Source organism: Pseudomonas sp. DSV-1, assembly GCF_035830915.1.
Lineage (GTDB): Bacteria > Pseudomonadota > Gammaproteobacteria > Pseudomonadales > Pseudomonadaceae > Aquipseudomonas.
Genome location: NZ_JAYMYG010000001.1, coordinates 117,735 through 138,271, shown reverse-complemented (window position 1 = coordinate 138,271; position 20,537 = coordinate 117,735). Strand labels below are relative to the sequence as shown.

Below are 20,537 nucleotides of genomic sequence, written 5' to 3'. Positions count from 1 at the left end.
CACTAAACCGCCCTCGGTTGATCAATCGCCGGTAGCAATGCCACGCGCCGGATCGTTGATCCACTCACTCCACGAGCCCGCATAGAGCTTGCCCAGCGGATAACCCGCCAGCCCCAGCGCAAAAAGGTTATGACACGCCGTCACACCGGACCCGCAATAGGCCACCAGTTCATCGGGCGAGCGATCCCCCAGTTTTTCGGCGAACCGCTGCTTGAGTTGCTCGGCAGGCAAAAAACGCCCCGTGCTATCGAGGTTTTCGCTGAACGCTGCGCATTGCGCGCCTGGAATATGTCCGGCAACAGGATCGATGGGCTCCACCTCGCCTCGAAAGCGCGGCTGCGCACGGGCATCGATCAAGGTCATCTGCGGTTTGCCAAGGCGCTTTTGCAGTTGCTCCGCGCTGAGCAGCATATGGCTGTCAGGTTTACCTTCGAACGTGCCGCGCAACGTCGGAGCCGCATCCAGGCTCAGGGGAAAGCCCGCTCCATGCCAGGCCTTGAGGCCGCCATCCAGGATAAACACGCCGTCGCGCTTGCCCAGCCAGGTCAGCAACCACCATGCCCGAGCAGCAAAGGCACCGGGACCATCGTCATACAGCACCACATCGCTGTCGGCATTTACACCCCAGGTGCGCAGTCGCTCCACAAGGGTGCGCGGATCGGGCAGCGGATGGCGACCTGTCACGCCCTTGATCACCGGCCCGCTCAGGTCACGCTCAAGGTCGGCAAACTGTGCGCCGGCAATGTGCCCTTCGGCATAACTGCAACGGCCATAATCCGGGTCTTCCAAGGCAAAGCGACAGTCCAGAATAACCAGACCGGGCTGCGCCTGACGTTCATTCAGGGCTTGAGGGCTGATCAGTTGCGCAACGGGCATAGTGAACTCCTGTGAGGGGGTGAAATGCAGTTATTGAGCGTACAGCGCATGTTCCAGGGGAACGTAATATTCCTTTATCAGTTCATCGACTGCTTCACGGGCCTGGTCGGTGACAAACCCCGCCTCCAGCACCAGCAGTTGATACACACCACGCTTGATCGCCTGCTCGCTGAGCTGCTCACTGTTCTCACGGGTGGTGCATAAAAATCCGACCCACGAGGTAAGAATAATCCACGCGTTAAGGCTCAAGGATTCGATTTGCTGGGAGGTCATACGCAAGATTTCGGCCTCGACGAATCCGGCATAGATCGCCCCCGCCTGAGCCAGGCAGTGCTGTGAAAAGCGTCGATAGCGGATGGCCAGTTCCGAATCGCTGTGCAGTAAATGCTCAATGTCGCGGTACAAAAAACGGTAGCGCCACATGGCATCCAGCAGTTGCTGCAAGTAATGGCGCTTGTCGGCAACGGTGGGCAAACGCCCTTCTGGCGGGTGTAAAAAACTCAACACCAGTGCTTCGTACTCACTGAACAACACCGAGATGATCGCCTGCTTGTTCGGGAAGTGGTAATACAGATTGCCCGGCGAAATTTCCATATGGGCCGCAATGTGGTTGGTACTGACACTGCGTTCGCCCAGCTGGTTAAAAAGCTCCAGGCTGCTATTGGCGATGCGCTGGCTGGTTTTTAGTCGTATGGCCATGGGCTTGCGCTTAATTTAAAAACGAAAGGCATCTTACGGCCTAACCTTGAATCGATAAACAACACGGGTGACAGGCCCGGCGATTGACAACTTAGAGCACAAGCTCTAAAAACATCCCTGCTCTCCAACGATAAAAACCCATAGAAAAAACGCCTGGAGCAACCATGTCTGTCGACAGTGCCTACGATCACAACGTCTCAGCCCTTCAGGATGAGCTCAATTCACTGCTCGACAAACAGCGTCAGGCCTACGCAGCCCATCCGTTTGCACCTCTTGCGCAACGCCAGCAATGGTTAAAAAGTCTGCGCCAACTGCTCAGTGCCGAGCGTGAAGTCTTGATCGACGCCATCAGTCAGGATTTCAGCCATCGCAGTCCGGACGAAACCTTGTTTGCCGAGCTGATGCCTTGCCTGCACAGCATTGATTACACCCTCAGACACCTCAAGCGCTGGATGAAGCCTTCAACGCGCAGCGTCGGCATGATGTTCGTCCCCGCCAGCGCCAAGGTGGTGTACCAGCCACTGGGCGTGGTCGGAATTATCGTGCCGTGGAACTACCCGCTGTACCTGGCAATTGGCCCTTTGGTCGGGGCATTGGCCGCCGGCAACCGGGTCATGCTCAAGCTCAGCGAGTTCACCCCGGCCACAGGGCGTTTGCTCAAGGATTTGCTGGGGCGCATCTTTCCCGAAGACATGGTGACGGTGGTGCTGGGCGAAGCCGATGTGGCTGTAGCGTTCTCCAGCCTGGGGTTTGATCACTTGCTGTTCACCGGCTCCACCCACGTGGGCAAGCAGGTGATGCGCGCGGCCGCTGAAAACCTGACCCCCGTCACCCTGGAACTGGGCGGTAAATCTCCTGCCATTGTGTCGGCCGATGTACCGCTCAAGGATGCCGCCCAGCGCATCGCCTGGGGCAAGACCCTGAACGCGGGACAGACCTGCATCGCCCCGGATTACGTGCTGGTACCCCAGGACCGGGTAGACGGTTTTATCGACGCCTACCGCCAGGCGGTCCACAGCTTTTATCCGACTCTGATCGACAACCCGGACTACACCGCAATCATCAACGAACGCCAGGTGGCGCGCCTTGAACGACTGCAAGCCGATGCGACCCTCAAGGGCGCACGCCTGGTTCCGTTATATGAACAAGGCCAGGGGCGACGAATGCCCCACGCACTGGTGCTGGAGGTCAGCGACGACATGCAGGTCATGCAGGACGAGATCTTTGGCCCGCTGCTGCCCGTCGTGACCTATACCCATCTCGATCAGGCATTGGCGTACATCAACGCCAGACCTCGCCCCTTGGCGCTTTATTACTTCGGCTACAACAAGGCCGAGCAACAGCGCGTCATCCAGCACACCCACTCGGGCGGTGTCAGCATCAATGAAACACTGCTGCACGTGGCCATCGACGACCTGCCTTTTGGCGGGGTCGGGCACTCGGGCATGGGCCATTACCATGGTCACGAAGGGTTTCTGACCTTCAGCAAGGCCAAAGGGGTCCTGGTCAAACAGCGCTGGAACAGTTCGCTGATGATCTACCCGCCTTACGGCCGGCAGTTGGTGCGCCTGATCCAGAAACTGTTCATCCGCTAGCGGAGCCTTGGCCATGCCTGTACTCAGTCTCGAGAACGCCCTGCTTTCACGTCGCGGGGTCTTGAAGGTCGGTGCATGTGCCAGTGCATTACTGGCGACTGCCGGGCTAGGTGCCAGCCTCAGCGGCTGCTCGGCCAGCAGCAGCGCCAGTGGCTTTGAGGTATTGCGCAGCAGCGACCTGTTTTTTTTGCGCGCGCTGATCCCGGTCATGCTCGCTGGCAGCGTGCCTGCATCCTCGATGTCCGACGCTACGAAGGCCACGCTGAACACTCTGGACGACAACCTCAACCACTTGTCTCCCGCGCTGCTCAGCCTTACCCAACAACTGTTCGACGTGCTGGCCATGCCCATGACACGCGGCCCGTTGACCGGGGTTTGGGGTCGCTGGGAAAACGCCAGCCCCGAGCAGATCCGGCACTTTCTCCAGCGCTGGCAAAACAGCAGCCTGGGCTTGCTGAAAATGGGTCATGGCTCGCTGGTGCAGCTGGTCATGATGAGTTGGTACGAGTGCCCGCAATCATGGGCGGCCTGCGGCTACCCGGGTCCGCCAAAAATATAAAAACACTTACGTTCCCGCACTCATCTCGAGTAACCCTGATGCCCGTAACCGATCCGTTTCGCGAAGGCCTGGCCCGAGGCTGGAAAACCCATGATGGCTCGCAACTGGAGGGCGACCTGACACTGGAGGCAGACGTCGCCATTGTCGGCAGCGGTGCAGGCGGCGGCACCACGGCTGAAATCCTCAGCGCAGCGGGCTACAAGGTCCTACTGATCGAAGAAGGGCCGCTCAAGACCAGCAGCGATTTCAAGCTGCTCGAGGACGAGGCCTACGCCAGCCTGTATCAGGAAGGTGTGGGGCGCATGAGCAAAGACGGCGCCATCAGCATTCTTCAAGGCCGGGCCGTGGGCGGCACCACGCTGGTGAACTGGACCTCCAGCTTTCGCACCCCGGCGCCCACCCTGGAGCACTGGGCCCGCGAGCACGCAGTCGCAGGCCACAGCGAGGAACAGATGGCTCCCTGGTTCGAACACATGGAGCAGCGCCTGGGTGTTGCGCCCTGGCAAGTCCCGCCCAACGCCAACAACGAAGTGATCCGCAACGGCTGCGAAAAGCTCGGCTACAGCTGGCATGTGATCCCCCGCAACGTGCGGGGCTGCTGGAACCTGGGCTATTGCGGCATGGGCTGCCCGACCAACGCCAAACAATCAATGCTGGTCACAACCATTCCCGCGACTCTGGAGAACGGCGGCGAACTGCTGTATCTGGCCCGCGCGTGGCGGTTATCCATCAGTGGCGACCATGTCACCGGCCTGGAGTGCCAGGCAATGGACAGCCGCTGCGTAACCCCCAACGGCCACACGATTACGGTCAAGGCCCGCCACTACGTTCTGGCAGGCGGTGGCATCAATACGCCCGGCCTGCTGATGCGCTCCGACGCACCCGACCCACACAAGCGACTGGGCAAGCGGACATTTCTGCATCTGGTCAACTTCTCCGCAGCGCAATTTCCTACTGCAATCAATCCTTTCTACGGTGCGCCGCAGTCGATTTACTCAGATCACTTTCAATGGAAAGACGGTCCCAAAGGCCCTATGGGCTACAAACTCGAAGTGCCACCGCTGCACCCGGCATTGGCCGCCACCTTGTTTTCAGGCTTTGGCCAGAGCAGTGCTGAACAAATGGCCAAACTGCCCACTACCCACATGATGCTGGCGCTGATGCGCGACGGTTTTCATCCTGACAGCCCTGGTGGCAGTGTCGAGTTGCGCAGCGATGACAGTCCGGTGCTCGATTACACCCTCACGCCCTACGGCTGGGAGGGGCTCAAGCGCGCCTTCCACAGCATGGCCGAAATCCAGTTTGCGGCGGGTGCCAGCGCAGTCATGCCATTGCACAGCGATGCGCGCTACATGACACGCCTTCGCGAAACACGTGACCAGATCGACAGTTTGAGCCTTGAGTTGTATCGAACCCGCCTGGCCAGTGCCCATGTGATGGGCGGATGTTCAATGGGTGAAAATCCGCAGATGGCCGTCACCGACAGCCTCGGCCGCCATCATCAATTGCGCAATGTATCGGTCCACGACGGCTCATTATTCCCCACCAGCATTGGTGCCAACCCACAATTATCGGTGTACGGATTGACAGCAAAACTCGCGACGCAACTGGCCGAACGCCTTAAAAGTTCATGAAAAAGCAGTTAATTCGTCGCGTCTATAGTGCTTTCTTCTTCGAATGGCGACTTGGCCGACCGGTAATGCTGCGATACCATCCGACTCCCCAACGGATTCCCGCCAGGACGACGCGATGAACCGAGTGTTGTACCCAGGTACATTCGACCCTATTACCAAGGGCCATGGCGATCTGGTCGAACGCGCTTCGCGCCTGTTCGATCACGTGATCATTGCTGTCGCTGCCAGCACCAAGAAAAACCCGCTATTCCCACTGGAACAGCGTGTGGAGCTGGCTCGTGAAGTCACCAAACACCTGCCCAATGTTGAGGTGGTCGGTTTCTCGACGCTGCTCGCGCATTTCGCCAAAGAACAGAACGCCAATGTCTTTCTGCGTGGCCTGCGTGCCGTGTCGGATTTCGAATACGAGTTTCAGCTGGCGAACATGAATCGCCAACTGGCCCCCGATGTCGAAAGTCTGTTCCTCACGCCGTCAGAGCGTTATTCGTTCATATCGTCGACGCTGGTGCGCGAAATCGCAGCATTGGGCGGCGATATCAACAAATTCGTACACCCGGCCGTGGCTGATGCCCTGACCGAGCGTTTTCGCAAGAAATAACCACTGAAGCGGCGCCCGCGTGCACTGCGGGCGCCAATGCGGCACAATTGCCGCATTCGATTTCAGTTGCCCGGGCCGACCGCCCCGGCCGGAGTACCCATGTCCCTGATCATCACCGACGATTGCATTAACTGCGACGTCTGCGAACCCGAGTGTCCGAACGCTGCCATTTCCCAGGGCGAAGAGATCTACGTGATCGACCCCAACCTGTGTACCCAGTGCGTTGGCCACTACGACGAACCGCAATGCCAACAGGTTTGCCCGGTTGACTGCATCCCGCTGGATGAAGCCCACCCGGAAACCGAAGAACAGCTGATGGAAAAGTACCGGGCAATTACCGGGAAGGCCTGATTCATCGTCTATGCGATTTGTGTGGGAGCGGTCTTGCTCGCGATAGATTCACTGCGATCGACCCGTTCGACCGAGGTGGTTGCATCGCGAGCAAGCCCGCTCCCACAAGCTTTCAGCGCAGGACTGGTGGCTACGTCTGGCAACGCGGGCAGAACACGCTGGCGCGCTGACCCAGCTTTACATCACGCAGTTCAGTGCCGCAGATCTTGCAGGGCTCATACCCGCGCCCGTACACGAACAGTTCCTGCTGGAAGTAACCGGGCTGGCCATCGCCACCGATAAAGTCGCGCAAGGTCGTGCCACCACGCTCGATGGCGGCGGCCAAAATCCGCTTGATCTCAATCGCCAGCTTCAAATAGCGCGCACGGGAAATACTCTTGGCCTCGCGACGCGGGTCGATCCCGGCAGCAAACAATGCTTCAGTCGCGTAAATATTGCCCACGCCCACCACCACCGCGTTGTCCATGATGAACGGCTTGACCGCCATCGAACGCTTACGCGACAGCTGAAACAGTCGATCGCCATCAAACAGGTCCGTCAGCGGCTCCGGGCCCAGGCGCACCAGCAGCTCGTGGTTCAACGGATCCAGACTCCAGAGCATTGCCCCGAACCGGCGCGGGTCGGTGTAACGCAAGGCCAGCCCGGACTCCAGTTCAATGTCCACATGCTCATGTTTGGCAGCGGGCAAGCCCGCCTCCACCAGCCGCAAGTTGCCGGACATGCCCAAATGGCTGATCAGCGTCCCCACCTCGGCGTTGATCAGCAAGTACTTGGCCCGGCGCTCGACCAGCACAATGCGCTGCCCTGACAGGCGCACATCAAGGTCTTCGGGGATCGGCCAGCGCAGACGGCGCTCGCGCACAATCACCCGGCTGACCCGCTGCCCCTCAAGGTGCGGGGCGATGCCACGCCGGGTGGTTTCGACTTCAGGTAATTCAGGCATGGGGGCTCCGTACTCTGGAATAGCTGGCGATTCTAACGGAAATTTCTGCGCGACTAGCTCCGTGATCCGACGCAATGCGGTGAATCAGCCAAGCCTCAAGGTTACGTCTAAGGCTATAATCGCGCCCTTTTCAATACCCGGAGCGACGTCATGTCCCTGCCAAGCCTGCGCCTTAAAGCCAATGCCGATCGACGCCTGCGCGCCGGCCACTTGTGGGTCTACAGCAACGAAATCGATGTAGCCGCCACACCGCTGAACGGTTTTAAGGCCGGCGACCAAGCGGTACTCGAAACCGCCGGCGGCAAGCCGCTGGGCATCGTTGCCATGAGCCCCAACAACCTGATCTGTGCACGCCTGCTGTCACGCGACATCAAGCTGCCATTGGACAAATCGCTGCTGGTTCACCGCCTGAACATGGCCCTGTCCCTGCGCGACCGCCTGTTCGACAAGCCTTACTACCGCCTGGTTTACGGCGATTCAGACCTGCTGCCGGGCCTGGTAGTCGACCGTTTCGGTGACATCCTGGTGGTCCAGCTGGCCTCGGCCACCATGGAACAGCACAAAGACGACGTGATCGCAGCGCTGGTGCAAGTCCTCAAGCCAAGCGGCATCCTGTTCAAGAACGACTCGGCTGCCCGCGACGCTGAAGGCCTTGAGCGCTACGTCGAAACCGTGTTCGGCCTGGTGCCGGAGTGGGTTGCCCTGGAAGAGAACGGCGTCAAGTTCGAAGCGCCGGTCATGACCGGTCAGAAAACCGGCTGGTTCTACGACCACCGCATGAACCGTGCCCGCCTGGCGCCTTACGTCAAAGGCAAAAAAGTCCTGGACCTGTTCAGCTACATCGGTGGCTGGGGTATTCAGGCGGCTGCTTTCGGCGCCAGCGAAGTGACCTGTGTCGACGCTTCATCGTTCGCCCTCGACGGTGTTGAGCGCAACGCTGCCCTGAACGGTTTTGCCGAGCGAGTCACCTGCATGGAAGGCGACGTGTTTGAAGCCCTCAAGGAACTCAAAGCCAACGAAGAGCGTTTCGACGTGATCGTTGCTGATCCGCCGGCCTTCATCAAACGCAAAAAAGACCTGAAAAACGGCGAAAGTGCCTACCGCCGCCTGAATGAGCAAGCCATGCGCCTGCTCACCAAGGACGGGATTCTGGTCAGCGCATCGTGCTCGATGCACCTGCCGGAAGACGACCTGCAGAACATTCTGCTAACCAGCGCCCGTCATCTGGATCGCAACATCCAGCTGCTGGAACGCGGTGGCCAGGGTCCGGATCACCCGGTACACCCGGCCATCAACGAAACACGCTACATCAAGAGCATCACCTGCCGTTTGCTGCCTAACAGCTAAGACGCACATCGCCCCCGTAGCAGCTGTCGAGAACGACGGCTGCTACGGGGTTTAGCGTTCATTGCGCCTTCGAACGGGGATTGAGCTCCACGCCATTGATCAACAATGATTGATAGCGCGGCGTCACTACCTTCGCGTTGCCTTCACGGATCTGCTCGATCATCTCCAGTGCATTGGCATCGGCCTCGTACGAGCCTGCGTGTTGCCACTTGCCCTGCCCATCGCGCCTGAAAAAATCCAGTTCCCTGACCCAGCCCCGCTTGGGCAGTTGCACCACCTCGTTTTGCCCATCCCGATCCAGATCAACGGCCCACAACACACAGCCCGGCTCCTGACACGCCTGCTTGCCAAAATCTGGCGCTTCAAATTGATCACTGCCTTCAACTACAGGGCCAATCCACTCCAGGGTTTTCTCTTTCGGCGCCCGCTTGCCCTCGCCCGTGTCGACACTTCTGAGGCGCTTGAGCAACGCTTGCCGCTCAGGCGGCGTCAATACCTGGCCTTGCTCCAGTTGCACCAGCAACTCGTCAAACGCCTGCTTGCCGGGCAGGCCCAGCTGATAGCGCAAGGTGTCGGCATCAAAGTTCTCTACCGCCGTCTTGCCACTCAGCACGCGAGCGACCTGATTACTTGCACTGAAATTCAGCGGGCTGAACCACGGCGTATGAATGGCCAGCAACAGCACCACCGTCCCCAGCGCGATGACCGGGTTGGTGAGACGCAAACTCCACAGCCACTGGCGCTGCGGCACCACCACCGCCCAGACCGCAGCCAGGCTGTGGGCAAATATCACCGCGACCAGCAACATTGCCAGCACACGGGAAGGCGTCAGGCCGTACTGCTCGATGCGTAGCCAGGTCGAATACCCTGCCAGCAACACCAGCACCGGCAAGCACAGCAGACACAGGTCGACCACGCGCTTGAGCCACACCGCATAACCGCTGCCCTGGGTGCCGTCCTGGAAAACACCATTGAGCAAGAACAGATTGACCGCCACCAGCCACAGCATGATCGGCGTCGAATACCCGGTGTCCCAGATCGGCTCCAGCCCGGTAAATGGCAACGCCAGGGTGAACACAATGGCAATCAGCGCCCCCAGGGGCAGCAGAAAACGGCAGAGCGTGAGCAAAAGCCCGCGCAGCATGCCTATGACACGATCATTCTCGCGCCCCATGTTCACGCCCAGGGCAAATACCATCGCCGAACTGACGCAAATAAACCCCTCGGTTGAGAACAGTTTATTGAGCACCACAATCCCGAGCATCTTGAACAGACTGCCCCACAGCCACAGCAATCCCCAGAACACCGCATTCAGCAGCAGCCCCAGCAGCACGATAAACACCGTATCCCAGGCATGGCGGAACAGGTCCTCATAACGCGGATACCGCCCCTCACGGGTCGGCCAACTGAGGATAAAAGCGGTACAGACGTAAGCGACCACCAGCGAGAAGAACACCCAACTCCCGGTCAGCCACCTGTTGTTGAATAACTGCCTGTCACCGTCCAGAAATACCCAGGTACTGATGGCCGTCAAGACGGCCGTGAGTCCGATCACCAGCCATGCCGTACCGCGCTGGCGCACGCTGTCACCCAACAGCAGCAGATTGATGCCGCCCACCAGCACGGCTGTAGCCAAAGCGATCCTGACCCCGGACTGGGGCAAAGTACTGGCCAGCCAGAGCAGCAGCCCTTGTGCCAGACCGATCACCAGGCTGGCTTTGACGGAGCGGTTGAGCGTCAGCATTTAGAGTCCTCACTGAAAAACCATTCGAACACTATTGCTTGAATTTCGTTAAATGGCCCGGTCACTTTCAAAAAATACTGCTTCTTACATAAAGGCAGGCCTGGACTTACTCAATGCCCGATTGACCGTGAACAGCGAGTGCGTTACTGCGAGTCGCTCATTTGTGCTCCGGAGTAACGGCCCTGCCCATTCCCTCCGCCCGCCAGCCGTGTAGAATCGACGGATTCATCGCCAATCATCCCCGGCGGGTTTATGAGCTCAGGCCCAGGCGCGCGGCGATCCCGCAGCGTTTAAGGCAGCTAGCTGACACGTAGTCATTTTCTGTGTGGTCTGCCAGTCATTAGAAGCTCACTTCCCTGTTTGTTACCTGATTAGCCGCCCGGAGTTGTTCCATGCCTGACTATCGTTCGAAAACCTCCACCCACGGCCGCAACATGGCCGGTGCCCGCGCTTTGTGGCGCGCCACGGGGATGAAAGATGCCGACTTCAAGAAGCCGATCATCGCCATTGCCAACTCCTTTACCCAGTTCGTACCCGGCCACGTCCACCTGAAGGACATGGGTCAACTGGTTGCCCGCGAGATCGAGCGCGCTGGCGGCGTTGCCAAGGAATTCAACACCATTGCCGTAGACGACGGCATCGCCATGGGCCATGACGGCATGCTGTATTCGCTGCCGAGCCGCGAGATCATCGCCGACTCCGTCGAGTACATGGTCAACGCCCACTGCGCCGACGCCATTGTGTGCATCTCCAACTGCGACAAGATCACCCCTGGCATGCTGATGGCCTCGTTGCGCCTCAACATCCCGGTGATTTTCGTTTCCGGTGGCCCTATGGAAGCGGGCAAGACCAAGCTCGCCAGCCACGGCCTGGACCTGGTAGATGCCATGGTCATCGCGGCCGACTCCAGCGCTTCTGACGAGAAGGTTGCCGAGTACGAGCGCAGCGCTTGCCCAACCTGTGGTTCGTGCTCCGGCATGTTCACCGCCAACTCGATGAACTGCCTGACCGAAGCCCTGGGCCTGGCCCTGCCGGGCAACGGCTCGGCACTGGCGACCCACAGCGACCGCGAGCAGCTGTTCCTGCAGGCTGGCCGCACCATCGTCGACCTGTGCCGCCAGTACTACGTCGAGAACGACGAATCGGTACTGCCGCGCAACATCGCCAACTTCAAGGCATTCGAAAACGCCATGACGCTGGACATCGCCATGGGTGGGTCGACCAACACCATCCTGCACTTGCTGGCCGCTGCCCAAGAGGCCGAGATCGACTTCGACCTGAAAGACATCGACCGCCTGTCGCGTCACGTGCCGCAGCTATGCAAAGTGGCGCCGAACATCCAGAAGTACCACATGGAAGACGTGCACCGCGCTGGCGGCATTTTCTCCATCCTCGGTTCGCTGGCCCGTGGCGGCCTGCTGCACACCGACCTGCCGACCGTACACAGCAAGACCCTGGCCGAAGGCATCGCCAAGTGGGACATCACCCAGACTGACGACGAAGCCGTGCATACCTTCTTCCGTGCAGGCCCGGCCGGTATTCCAACCCAAACCGCGTTCAGCCAGTCGACCCGCTGGGACACCCTGGACGACGACCGTGAAAACGGCTGTATCCGCAGTGTCGAGCATGCCTACTCGCAAGAAGGCGGCCTGGCCGTGCTGTACGGCAACATCGCGCTGGATGGTTGCGTCGTTAAAACGGCGGGCGTAGACGAATCGATCCACGTGTTCGAAGGCAATGCCAAGATCTTCGAAAGCCAGGACAGCGCCGTGCGCGGCATTCTGGCGGACGAAGTGCAGGCCGGTGACATCGTGATCATCCGCTACGAAGGCCCGAAAGGCGGCCCGGGCATGCAAGAGATGCTTTACCCGACGTCCTACCTGAAATCCAAAGGCCTGGGCAAAGCTTGCGCCCTGCTCACCGATGGCCGCTTCTCGGGCGGTACTTCGGGCCTGTCCATCGGCCATGCTTCGCCGGAAGCGGCGGCTGGCGGCGCGATAGGTCTGGTGCAGGACGGCGACAAAGTGCTGATCGACATTCCAAACCGCTCGATCAACCTGCTGATCAGCGACGAAGAGATGGCGACACGCCGTGCCGCGCAAGACAAGAAAGGCTGGAAGCCGGTTGAAGTGCGTCCGCGCAAAGTCACCACCGCCCTCAAGGCCTACGCCTTGCTGGCCACCAGCGCCGACAAGGGCGCGGTGCGTGACAAAGCATTGCTGGACAAGCTGGTGCCGTAAGCCACCCTGCAACAACAAAAATCCCGGCCAGGTGCCGGGATTTTTTATGGGCAACATAACCACCCTTGTGGGAGCGGGCTTGCCCGCTCCCACAGGAATTACTGGATCTGGTCAGGCTTGACGATCACCCAGTTCTTGTCCGCCGTCACCGGCAAACCTTCCTTGGCCTGGGCCGCTGCGTTTTTGGCCATCATGCCTTCCAGCTGCGCCATGTATTTGTCCTTGCGGTTGACCCACAGGTGAATCCCGCCCTTGGCGACGTCAACCCCGTGAAACAACATGTAGCCATCACTGGACGGCGTATCACCGCCCACCAGCACCGGTTTTTTCCATTGATCGATATAGGTCAGGATCGCCGCTTGCTTGCCCGCCATCCACGTCGCCGGAGTCCACAGGTAAGGCGTCAGTTCCAGCCCAAGGTTGGCTTTTTCGTTATAGGTGCCCGCACTGATCTGCTTGCGTGCCGTGGTCAGCTCCCCGGTTTTACGGTCCTTGAGCAAGGTGGTCACGCCAATCACGTTCTGCGGCTTGACGTTGTAACCGTACTTGGGATCGGCCGCGACCATGCGCACCAGCTCTTCCGAGGCGGCCGTCATCACGTAGACCTCGATGCCGTTTTCCATCAGTTTGTTGAACAGCTCGACCTGACCGGTAAACACCTTGGGCGGCTGAACCTCTGAGGTCTTGACCACATCGCCCTCGAAGTAAGTCACCGGCACCGGCTTGCCCGACGCCATCAACTCATCCACGTAACCCTTGAGCTGTTGCAGGGTGAAACCGGAAAACACCTGGGCCACCCACGGGTAGCAGACCATGTCGTCGATTTCACACAGGCGGTAGTAGTAACTGAACAGGCTTTCCTTGTGGTCAGCGGTGTCTTTGAACGGGATCAGTTTGAGTGACGGGTCCAGGCTTTCGCGGGTGATGAGGCCCTTGTTCTCCATATAAGGCAGCAGGGCCTCTTCCAGATCGTTGCGATAGCTGGTGTTGTCCATGTCAAAGACCGCGAAGTTACCCTTGTTCGCGTTGGCGGCGATCATGGCCTCCAGTTGCCTGGCCTGATCAGCGGGCCAGTGTTTCAATTCTGTGGCCAGTGCCTGCCCCGTCAGGCCCAGACACAGGGTTGCAGCGATCAACTTGGCGGTCAGTTTCATCAGCTATGCTCCACGTCAAAGGCATCGAAGCTAACAAACCTGTGTGACAATTTTTGATTCGGACACGACGGCTATCGTCGTGAATGCGCCACCGCCTTATTCCAAAAACAAAGGTTGTCATTCCACAACGGTATATTTCCTGTTATTTCAAACTGTTACGCTTTCCGGTTCGCAATAGCTGCATACAAATACTGATGCACGTCGACCCCTCGGAGTTTTCATGAATTTCCCGCTGATCCTCAATCTGCTGGTGTTCCTCGCGTTGCTGTTTGGCCTGTCGCTGACCCGCCACACCGCGTGGAGCCTGGCTAAAAAAGTCTTGCTGGCACTGGTTCTCGGCGTGGTCTTCGGTCTGTGCCTGCACATGACCTACGGTGCTGATAGCCCTACCCTGAAAACGTCCATCGGCTGGTTCGATCTGGTAGGCAGCGGCTACGTGCAACTGCTGCAAATGATCGTGATCCCGCTGGTTTTCGCATCGATCCTCAGCGCTGTGGCCCGACTGCATAACGCCTCATCCCTGGGCAAGATCAGCTTCCTGACCATCGGCACACTGCTGTTCACCACCATGATCGCAGCGCTGGTGGGCATCGGCCTGACCAACCTGTTCGGCCTGACCGCCGATGGCCTGGTGGCGGGCGCGGCTGAAATGAGCCGCCTGCAAGTGATCCAGAGCGACTACGTGGGCAAGGTGTCGGACCTGAACGTGCCGCAGTTGCTGCTGTCGTTTATCCCGCAGAACCCGTTTGCCGACCTGGCCCGAGCCAAGCCGACCTCGATCATCAGCGTGGTGATTTTCGCTGCATTCCTGGGTATTGCTGCACTGCAGCTGTTCAAGGATGAACCGGAAAAAGGCGGCAAGATCCTCAGCGCCATCGACACCCTGCAAGCCTGGGTGATGCGCCTGGTGCGCCTGGTGATGAAACTGACCCCGTATGGTGTTCTGGCCCTGATGACCAAAGTGGTCGCCATGTCCAACGTGCAAGACATCATCAAACTGGGCAGCTTTGTGGTGGTGTCCTACATCGCCCTGGCCCTGATGTTCGTGATTCATGGCGTGATCCTGTCGGTATCCGGCGTTAACCCGCTGCGCTTTTTCCGCAAGGTATGGCCAGTACTGACGTTTGCTTTCACCAGCCGTTCGAGCGCGGCCAGCATCCCGCTGAGCATTGAAGCGCAAACCCGTCGCCTGGGAATTCCATCTTCCATCGCCAGCTTTGCCGCCTCGTTTGGCGCCACCATTGGCCAGAACGGCTGTGCCGGCCTGTACCCGGCCATGTTGGCGGTGATGGTTGCTCCGACCGTTGGCATCAACCCGCTGGACCCGGTGTGGATCGCGTCGCTGGTAGCGATTGTGACCTTGAGTTCAGTGGGCGTGGCCGGTGTGGGCGGTGGTGCGACCTTCGCGGCACTGATCGTATTGCCCGCGATGGGCTTGCCGGTATCGCTGGTGGCGTTGCTGATTTCGGTTGAGCCACTGATCGACATGGGTCGCACGGCGCTGAACGTCAGCGGTTCGATGGTCGCCGGTACGGTGACCAGCCAGATTCTGCACCAGACCGACAAGGCCATTCTGGCTGAAGACGACCATGGTGATCTGGCGCACGCGTAACACCTGACTGACCCCGCGCCCACGCTTGTGGGTGCGGGCTTGCCTTAAACCCTTTCCCACACCTCAAAGCTGAACGCCGGCTTGTCATCCGCGGCGGCATGCAGTTCTTCTGACACCCGCTTCCATTGCGCCTGATCAAACTCAGGGAAACAAGCATCGCCTACCGGGCTCAGATCTACCCGCGTTAAGTAAAGCTTATCGGCATCCGCCAAACCTTGGGCGTACAACTGTGCGCCGCCAATCAGCATCACTTCGTTGACGCCCTGCTCATTCGCCCATGCCTCGGCACGTTCTAGAGCCGCCTCAAGGGATGCAAATACTTCGGCACCTTCAAGCTGCAGGCCGGTCTGACGACTGACCACCAAATTCAAGCGGCCTGGCAACGGGCGACCCAATGAATCCCAGGTCTTGCGACCCATGATGATCGGCTTGCCCAGGGTAGTGGCCTTGAAGTATTTGAAATCCGCAGGCAAGTGCCAGGGCATGCTGTTATTGAAGCCGATCACATGGTTTACACCGAGGGCTGCGATCATGCTGAGAATGTATGGTTTTTTCATGGCGGCGAGGATACCAGAGCCGCCCCCCGCTGGGGACAGTACCTCGTCTGACTAACAGCGGTTATGCTCCTTGTTCACTTGAATGGAATGTCGCGTGACTCAACTTTCCCCATTACAACGCCTCTGGTTGACCGAGACCGTGCGCCTGCGCGAAGAACACGCAGGCCCGCTGGACGACCTGGAAGCCAATCGCCGTGCCCGAACCACGGCTGGCGACTTATCCACACGCCTGCAAAACCGTGCCCTGTGGCTGGCCGAACGCGATGGTTTGCTCAGTGCCATGCAGCACTGGCTGCAAGGCGCCCGGCTGGCGTTGCTGGTGCTGGCCGTTCTGGCCGTGATCAGCGGCGCCGGCCTTGCATTTGCGGCCCTGGGCGACGGGCAAACCCCGGTCAATGTGTTCTGGGCACTGGGCAGCCTGCTGGGGCTCAACCTGATACTGCTTCTGAGCTGGGCAACCGGCCTGCTGTTTGCCGGTGAACACGGCGCCAGCCTCGGCCGCCTGTGGCTGTGGCTCAGTGAAAAACTCGCCCGTGACGCCAAGGCCGCGCAATTGGCTCCCGCGTTATTGCTGTTGCTGCAACGGCGCAAACTCAATCGCTGGGCGCTCGGCACACTGGTCAATGGCCTGTGGCTACTGGCAATGCTCAGCGCGCTGGTGATGATGCTGTTGCTGATGGCCACCCGCCGCTACGGGTTTATCTGGGAGACCACTATTCTGGGCGCCGACGTCTTTGTCGCCGCCACCCGCGCCCTTGGCGCATTGCCCAACTGGCTGGGCATGAGCGTGCCGACCGTAGAGATGATCCGCATCAGCAACGATACCAGCCTCTACAACAACGAACTGGTGCGTCAGGCCTGGGCGGTCTGGCTGGTTGGCGTGGTACTGATTTACGGCGTACTGCCGCGCCTGCTTCTGGCAGCCTTGTGCCTGTGGCGCTGGAGAACCGGGCGCAACGCTCTGGAGCTGGATCTCAACCTGCCCGGCTACAGCCAGTTGCGCGAACGGCTGATGCCCAGCAGCGAACGCCTGGGCGTCAACGACATCGCCCCCGAGCAATTGCACAGCGTGCAGGGCGGGCACAGCGACCTGCACACCGATGGCGCATTGATCGTGGCCATTGAGCTGGACGACCAGCATCCGTGGCCACCCACCTTGCCGCCCACGGTCAAGGATGCGGGCATTCTCGACAGCCGCGAGTCCCGGCAAAAACTGCTCGAACAAATGACCCGCTTCCCTCCGGCCCGGCTTGCCATCGCTTGCGACCCGCGGCGCTCGCCGGACCGCGGCAGCCTGGCGCTGATCGGCGAACTGGCCCGCAGTGCCAGCGAGACCCGCGTGTGGCTGCTGCAAGCCCCGCCCGGCCAGGCGCTGGACGCCGACCGCCTGGGTGACTGGCACACTGCGCTGCAGCAACTGGGGCTGCCGTTCGCCGCCACTGCCCCCTTGAACTGGCTGGAGACAGGCCATGACTAAGCCACTGACGCTGGCCGTAGTCGGCCACACCAATGTCGGCAAAACCTCTTTGCTGCGCACCCTGACCCGGGATGTCGGCTTTGGCGAGGTGTCCCATCGTCCCAGTACCACGCGCCATGTCGAAGGTGCGCGATTGTCGGTAGACGGCGAGCCCCTGCTGGAGCTTTACGACACCCCGGGGCTTGAAGATGCCATCGCCCTGCTCGACTACCTTGAGCGTCTCGACCACCCCGGCGAACGCCTTGATGGCCCGGCGCGGGTGGCCCGGTTTCTTGAAGGCAGCGAGGCACGCCAGCGTTTTGAGCAGGAGGCCAAGGTACTGCGCCAACTGCTGGCATCGGACGCGGGGTTGTATGTGATCGACGCCCGCGAGCCGGTCCTGGCCAAGTACCGCGACGAACTCAGTGTGCTGGCCAGTTGCGGCAAGCCGCTGCTGCCGGTGCTCAATTTTGTCAGCAGCCCGCAGCACCGCGAGCCTGAATGGCGCGAAGCCCTGGCACGCCTTGGTTTGCATGCTCTGGTGCGGTTTGACAGCGTGGCCCCGCCCGAAGATGGCGAGCGCCGCTTGTATGAAAGCCTGGCCCTGCTGCTGGAACATTCACGGGAGGCGTTGCAGCGACTGATTACAGACCAGGAGGCTCAACGAGAAGCCCGCAAGCACAGTGCGCTGCGCTTGATCGCCGAGTTGCTGATCGACTGCGCCGCATGCCGTCGTAGCGTGATCAGCGAAAAAGCCGCCGAACAACAGGCCATCCAGCAACTGCGCGAAGCCATCCGCCAGCGTGAGCAGCGCTGCGTTGAAGCCATGCTCAAACTGTATGGCTTTCGTACCAGCGATGCGGCGGCCAGCGATTTGCCGTTGCTCGACGGGCGCTGGGGCGATGACTTGTTCAACCCCGAAACCCTCAAGCAACTGGGTGTGCGGGTCGGTAGCGGGATTGCTGCAGGGGCAGCGGCCGGGGCCGGTGTGGACTTGATGGTCGGCGGCCTGACCCTGGGTGCGGCCGCATTGGCCGGCGCCATTGCCGGTGGTGCGCTGCAGACCGCACGCAGCTATGGCAGCCGCTTGCTGGGCAAACTCAAGGGCCAGCGTGAATTGACCGTGGACGACAGCGTGTTGCGCCTGCTGGCCTTGCGCCAACGGCAATTGCTGCACGCCCTCAATGCCCGCGGGCATGCCGCTGTCGACAGCATCAAGGTCGCCACCCCACAGGACAAAACCTGGCGCGAGGGCAAATTGCCCGAAGCCCTGAACAAAGCCCGTGCGCACCCGCAATGGTCGTCTCTGAACCCCCATCCGAAGTTGAACCAGGCCGAGCGCCAGGAACAGATCGAGTGGCTGGCCACACACATCTGAAAGGCATCTTCTGTGGGAGCGGGTCTTTAACTGTTCAGCAGGCGGATGGCCTTGTCCTTAAGCATTTGCAGGTCAATGATGGGGACATTCTCTTGTTTGGCCTGCTCATCCCAGACCCGCATGCGCAGGCTCAACGCACACAGCGGATCTTGCTCGAATGCATCCGCCTCGGCCTCGCTCATCACCCCGCCCTGATACCCCAGCGTGCGAATGCTGGCCTCGCTCAGCAAGTCGTAGTACCCCGGCTGACGCAAGGTCAGGTAGCGCTTGGCCTGTACGTGGTACTCCACCAGCCTGGCCACCCGCTCGCTGAAACCTGCACGGCGCAAATAATTGGCGCCCACCCGCTCATGGCTGACCACGCCATAGCCCTCCATGTTCTTTGCATCATTGACGCAGAAGTGGCCAATATCGTGAAAGAACGCCGCCAATACCACTTCATCGTCACAGCCTTCGGCCAACGCTAACTGTGCGGCCTGGGACATATGCTCGATCTGGGACACCGGCTCGCCGATGTAATCGTCGGTGCCATATTGCCGATACAAGCCAAACACCTCTTCAACCACTTGCTGCGCAGCTGTCATCACATGCTCTCCAGCATCCGGGCGATATTGCCCTCGGCCATCGCCGGGCCCACGCTCATGCCCACGCCGGTGTGCATCAGCGCCGCATTCAGCCCCGGTTCCACCTCCAGCCAGGTGAACGGCTTGGCCCCTTTTGCCCCATAGACACCCTGCCAACGCTCAACCACCCGGACTTCACAACCAAGGGTTTCCTCGCACAGCTGTAGCATCCAGTTATCAACCTGTTCACCGTTAAAGGGTGTTGGATCCCGGCTGTAATCGTGAGAATCGCCGACAATCAAGTCACCATAGGGCGTTGGGCTGATCAGCAGATGTATGCCGTGCTGATCCAGATGGGGGCTGGCTCGCAGGATTTCGTCCTGCACCGCCGCTGCTTGTGGCAAGTCGGCAAAGGCACCGTAATGCACACAGCTGAGCCCGGTCAGCAGGGCGTGTTGCAACTTCAAATCGACCTTGGGTCTCACACGCAGCATTTGCAGGCGGCAAATCTGCGGGTTGAGCCGGGCCAGCGGCTCGGCCAGTAAAGTCAGGTAATCGTGCCCCGAACACACAATCACCTGCGAACCCTTGAAACTGCCCGCCGTGGTGTGGACTTGACCGGGCTCGACCTCGCGTACCAGGGTCGAAAAATGAAACTCGACCCCCAGGTCACGCTGCAGATACGCAATCAATGCCGGGATCGCTTCCCGGGAATAGACCTGCTGATCGTCCAGACCGTGCAATGCAGCACGGTGATGGCTGAATTGACCGCCGTACAGCGCGTCCAGGTCTGCGCCGCGCAACAGTTCGGCACGATAGCCGAATTCGCGAGCGCGGCCTTGGCAAAAGGCGTCCAGCAGGTGCTCTTCGGCTTCGGTGCGGGCGAACAGGTATGAGCCATTACGCTTGAGCTCGAAACCTGCACGCTGCGCCCAGTCGGCCCAGACAGGGCGACTGGCCCGGGCCAGATCGAGCATCACGCCGGGCGGTTGGCCGGTGACCAGGGCCTGGCCAAAGTTGCGCACCGAAGCGCCCAAGGGCGTAGCCGTACGCTCGAATACGCGCACCTTGAGCCCGCGTCTTGCAGCGGCGTAGGCGTGGGACAAGCCCAGAATGCCAGCGCCGACGATAAGGATTGGTTGAGTCATCACGATGTCCTGAAGGGCAACTTCACTTCCCTTGTGGGAGCGGGCTTGCTCGCGATACAAACGCCGCGGTGCGGCTGTCCAAC

Annotated in this window: 18 protein-coding genes; 10 read left to right on the top strand and 8 right to left on the bottom strand. The window is 60.1% G+C overall.

The window, feature by feature from the left end; translation table 11 throughout:
- Positions 1 to 21 precede the first annotated feature (21 nt).
- Together VSQ83_RS00675 and VSQ83_RS00670 are read right to left on the bottom strand one after the other, a co-directional pair.
- Positions 22 to 876 (bottom strand): sulfurtransferase, encoded by an 855-nt coding sequence (locus VSQ83_RS00675; protein ID WP_133075150.1) that lies wholly within the window; start codon positions 874 to 876, stop codon positions 22 to 24.
- A 30-nt stretch (positions 877 to 906) separates the two neighbouring features.
- Entirely contained in the window at positions 907 to 1,575 is a 669-nt protein-coding gene (locus VSQ83_RS00670) for a TetR/AcrR family transcriptional regulator (protein ID WP_326425030.1), read from the bottom strand.
- Between the two features lie 164 nt (positions 1,576 to 1,739).
- Here VSQ83_RS00670 and VSQ83_RS00665 point away from each other — a divergent pair, with 164 nt between their 5' ends.
- The 5 genes from VSQ83_RS00665 (at position 1,740) to VSQ83_RS00645 (ending at position 6,312) form a co-directional block, all read left to right on the top strand.
- Positions 1,740 to 3,170, top strand: coding sequence for a coniferyl aldehyde dehydrogenase (locus tag VSQ83_RS00665; RefSeq protein WP_219262674.1), 1,431 nt, complete (start codon positions 1,740 to 1,742; stop codon positions 3,168 to 3,170).
- 13 nt (positions 3,171 to 3,183) lie between these two features.
- On the top strand, positions 3,184 to 3,729 hold the full coding sequence (locus VSQ83_RS00660; protein ID WP_326425027.1) for a twin-arginine translocation pathway signal protein: 546 nt from the start codon (positions 3,184 to 3,186) through the stop codon (positions 3,727 to 3,729).
- A 38-nt stretch (positions 3,730 to 3,767) separates the two neighbouring features.
- On the top strand, positions 3,768 to 5,363 hold the full coding sequence (locus VSQ83_RS00655; protein ID WP_133075146.1) for a GMC family oxidoreductase: 1,596 nt from the start codon (positions 3,768 to 3,770) through the stop codon (positions 5,361 to 5,363).
- A gap of 115 nt (positions 5,364 to 5,478) precedes the next feature.
- Positions 5,479 to 5,961 (top strand): pantetheine-phosphate adenylyltransferase, encoded by a 483-nt coding sequence (coaD, locus tag VSQ83_RS00650; RefSeq protein WP_004419754.1) that lies wholly within the window; start codon positions 5,479 to 5,481, stop codon positions 5,959 to 5,961.
- 99 nt (positions 5,962 to 6,060) lie between these two features.
- The gene (locus VSQ83_RS00645) at positions 6,061 to 6,312 is read left to right on the top strand and encodes a YfhL family 4Fe-4S dicluster ferredoxin (protein WP_016782613.1); all 252 of its coding nucleotides are present in this window, start codon (positions 6,061 to 6,063) and stop codon (positions 6,310 to 6,312) included.
- 130 nt (positions 6,313 to 6,442) lie between these two features.
- Here VSQ83_RS00645 and mutM read toward each other — a convergent pair whose 3' ends face one another.
- Positions 6,443 to 7,255, bottom strand: coding sequence for a bifunctional DNA-formamidopyrimidine glycosylase/DNA-(apurinic or apyrimidinic site) lyase (mutM, locus tag VSQ83_RS00640; RefSeq protein WP_046810369.1), 813 nt, complete (start codon positions 7,253 to 7,255; stop codon positions 6,443 to 6,445).
- 150 nt (positions 7,256 to 7,405) lie between these two features.
- On the opposite strand from mutM, the gene VSQ83_RS00635 reads away from it, so the two are divergent.
- The gene (locus tag VSQ83_RS00635; protein ID WP_326425024.1) at positions 7,406 to 8,602 is read left to right on the top strand and encodes a class I SAM-dependent rRNA methyltransferase; all 1,197 of its coding nucleotides are present in this window, start codon (positions 7,406 to 7,408) and stop codon (positions 8,600 to 8,602) included.
- A 58-nt stretch (positions 8,603 to 8,660) separates the two neighbouring features.
- Here VSQ83_RS00635 and VSQ83_RS00630 read toward each other — a convergent pair whose 3' ends face one another.
- On the bottom strand, positions 8,661 to 10,346 hold the full coding sequence (locus VSQ83_RS00630) for a DUF4153 domain-containing protein (RefSeq protein ID WP_326425022.1): 1,686 nt from the start codon (positions 10,344 to 10,346) through the stop codon (positions 8,661 to 8,663).
- Positions 10,347 to 10,738: 392 nt separating this feature from the next.
- On the opposite strand from VSQ83_RS00630, the gene ilvD reads away from it, so the two are divergent.
- A complete protein-coding gene (gene ilvD / locus VSQ83_RS00625; protein ID WP_133075143.1) occupies positions 10,739 to 12,586 on the top strand; it encodes a dihydroxy-acid dehydratase in 1,848 nt (615 codons plus the stop codon).
- Between the two features lie 98 nt (positions 12,587 to 12,684).
- Here the strand turns inward: ilvD and VSQ83_RS00620 are convergent, their stop codons facing one another.
- Complete coding sequence (locus tag VSQ83_RS00620; protein ID WP_219262677.1) at positions 12,685 to 13,740, bottom strand: haloacid dehalogenase-like hydrolase; 1,056 nt, start codon at positions 13,738 to 13,740, stop codon at positions 12,685 to 12,687.
- Between the two features lie 220 nt (positions 13,741 to 13,960).
- Here VSQ83_RS00620 and VSQ83_RS00615 point away from each other — a divergent pair, with 220 nt between their 5' ends.
- Positions 13,961 to 15,352: an L-cystine transporter gene (locus VSQ83_RS00615; RefSeq protein WP_133075141.1), complete on the top strand. Its 1,392-nt coding sequence runs from the start codon at positions 13,961 to 13,963 to the stop codon at positions 15,350 to 15,352.
- Positions 15,353 to 15,396: 44 nt separating this feature from the next.
- Here the strand turns inward: VSQ83_RS00615 and VSQ83_RS00610 are convergent, their stop codons facing one another.
- Entirely contained in the window at positions 15,397 to 15,909 is a 513-nt protein-coding gene (locus tag VSQ83_RS00610) for a dihydrofolate reductase (protein WP_326425021.1), read from the bottom strand.
- Positions 15,910 to 16,003: 94 nt separating this feature from the next.
- Between VSQ83_RS00610 and VSQ83_RS00605 the strand changes: the two genes are divergently transcribed.
- Together VSQ83_RS00605 and VSQ83_RS00600 are read left to right on the top strand one after the other, a co-directional pair.
- Positions 16,004 to 17,386, top strand: a complete 1,383-nt coding sequence (locus VSQ83_RS00605; RefSeq protein ID WP_133075139.1) for a DUF2868 domain-containing protein — start codon at positions 16,004 to 16,006, stop codon at positions 17,384 to 17,386.
- Complete coding sequence (locus VSQ83_RS00600) at positions 17,379 to 18,743, top strand: GTPase/DUF3482 domain-containing protein (RefSeq protein WP_133075138.1); 1,365 nt, start codon at positions 17,379 to 17,381, stop codon at positions 18,741 to 18,743. The genes VSQ83_RS00605 and VSQ83_RS00600 overlap by 8 nt, the downstream gene beginning before the upstream one ends.
- A gap of 26 nt (positions 18,744 to 18,769) precedes the next feature.
- On the opposite strand, the gene VSQ83_RS00595 is transcribed toward VSQ83_RS00600, so the two are convergent.
- Both VSQ83_RS00595 and VSQ83_RS00590 read right to left on the bottom strand, forming a co-directional pair.
- Positions 18,770 to 19,327 carry a phosphonate degradation HD-domain oxygenase gene (locus tag VSQ83_RS00595; protein ID WP_219262680.1) on the bottom strand — a complete coding sequence of 186 codons (558 nt, stop codon included), beginning with the start codon at positions 19,325 to 19,327 and terminating at the stop codon, positions 18,770 to 18,772.
- Positions 19,327 to 20,454 carry a TIGR03364 family FAD-dependent oxidoreductase gene (locus tag VSQ83_RS00590; protein ID WP_326425020.1) on the bottom strand — a complete coding sequence of 376 codons (1,128 nt, stop codon included), beginning with the start codon at positions 20,452 to 20,454 and terminating at the stop codon, positions 19,327 to 19,329. Before VSQ83_RS00590 ends, VSQ83_RS00595 begins: the two co-directional genes overlap by 1 nt.
- Positions 20,455 to 20,537 lie beyond the last annotated feature (83 nt).